The organism is Candidatus Obscuribacterales bacterium (genome assembly GCA_036703605.1).
In the GTDB taxonomy this organism is placed as follows: domain Bacteria; phylum Cyanobacteriota; class Cyanobacteriia; order RECH01; family RECH01; genus RECH01.
Map to the genome: position 1 here is coordinate 1 of DATNRH010000418.1, position 1718 is coordinate 1718.

Consider the following 1718-nt stretch of genomic DNA (forward strand, 5'->3'; position numbering starts at 1 on the left):
CGCGATCGTGGAGGGCCATCTCCAAGCGTTCGTAGCAATATTTATCATGCATGTAGTGAATCACATTCAGCGTGTTCACATAGAGCTTGGCTAGCCAATCCATCATCCGATCGAGCTTATCTCGCACGTCGGCATAGTCGAGTTGTTCTGTGGTCACAGGTGCATAGGGAGGAGCGACTTGACTACCATCTTTCTCATCTCGGCCGCCGTTAATGGCGTAGAGCAGGCATTTCGCTAAGTTCACCCGTGCGCCAAAGAACTGCATTTGCTTACCGATGGGCATAGCCGATACACAGCAGGCAATGCCGTAGTCATCCCCATAGCTGGGGCGCATCAGGTCGTCGTTTTCGTATTGGATGGAACTGGTGTCAATGGAAACCTGGGCACAGAATTGCTTAAAGGCTGTGGGCAGGTGGGTAGACCAGAGCACCGTCAGATTGGGTTCAGGGGCTGGGCCAAGGGTATAGAGAGTTTGCAGGAAGCGGAAGCTGCTCTTGGTTACCAAGGGACGACCATCATGGCCCATACCGCCTAAGCATTCGGTCACCCAAACTGGATCGCCGGAAAACAGTTGGTTATAGTCGGGGGTGCGCAAAAACCGCACCATGCGCAGCTTCATGACAACCTGATCGATTAGTTCTTGGGCTTCTGATTCCGTTAAGAGTCCCTTTGCCAAATCGCGCTCTAGATAAATGTCCAAAAATGTAGACACCCGGCCTAAGGACATGGCTGCCCCATTTTGCTCCTTAATGGCACCCAAATAGCCGAAGTAGGTCCACTGCACAGCTTCCTTGGCAGTGACAGCCGGTTGGCGAATATCACAGCCGTAGCGCTCTGCCATAACCTGCAGTTCAGCGATCGCTCGGATTTGTTCGCTAATCTCTTCCCGCAGACGAATCACCGACTCATCGATAACATCTACTTCAAGGGACTTAAGCTGGTCTTTCTTATCCGCAATTAAGCGATCGCTGCCGTAGAGCGCTACCCGGCGATAGTCGCCAATGATCCGCCCCCGACCGTAGGCATCCGGCAGTCCGGTGATAATGCCCGAGTGGCGCGCCTGGCGCATGTCTTGGGTGTAAGCATCAAAGACACCATCGTTGTGCGTTTTTCGATACTGGGTAAAAATAGCCTCGGTAGCAGGATCAAGCGTGTAGTTATAGGACTGAAGAGATTTTTTAACCACACGAATCCCGCCTAGGGGCATGATGGCTCGTTTGAGGGGGCGATCGGTTTGTAGCCCGACAATCTGTTCTAGGGACTGATCGATATAGCCTGCCCCATGGGCCGTGATGCTGCTAGGAACGGCGGTATCTACATCCAAAATATTTCGTTCACGCTCTTGGGCCATCAGATCTTTTACCTGATCCCAAAGCGCTTGAGTTCGTGGTGTGATACTGGCTAGGAAATCAGCTTCGCCGGTGTAAGGCGTATAATTGCGCTGAATAAAATCCCGGACATTAATCTCAGTCGTCCAGGGACCAGGCGTAAATCCAGTCCAAGCCGCTTCATGGGTGAAATTGACAGATTCGTTAGATACAACCGTCAATTGAGTTGGGGTGGAAACCATAGTTCAACAACCTCAAAGTCTCTACAGCGGCAAATGTGGCCGTGAGTGCAGGAGCTGGGGCCCCATAGCTACGCGGTCACATGCATAGGTATCATGTTTAGACCTGTGGGCGATCGCCTCTTGGCCGAGTTGGCTGATCGACAACGAG

Annotated in this window: 1 protein-coding gene; it reads right to left on the reverse strand. The window is 52.2% G+C overall.

Features of this window, described 5'->3' with window-relative positions; translation table 11 throughout:
- The coding region (locus tag V6D20_08570; protein HEY9815835.1) for a pyruvate formate lyase family protein at positions 1-1570 on the reverse strand (1570 nt) is incomplete at its 3' end.
- Positions 1571-1718: the final 148 nt, after the last annotated feature.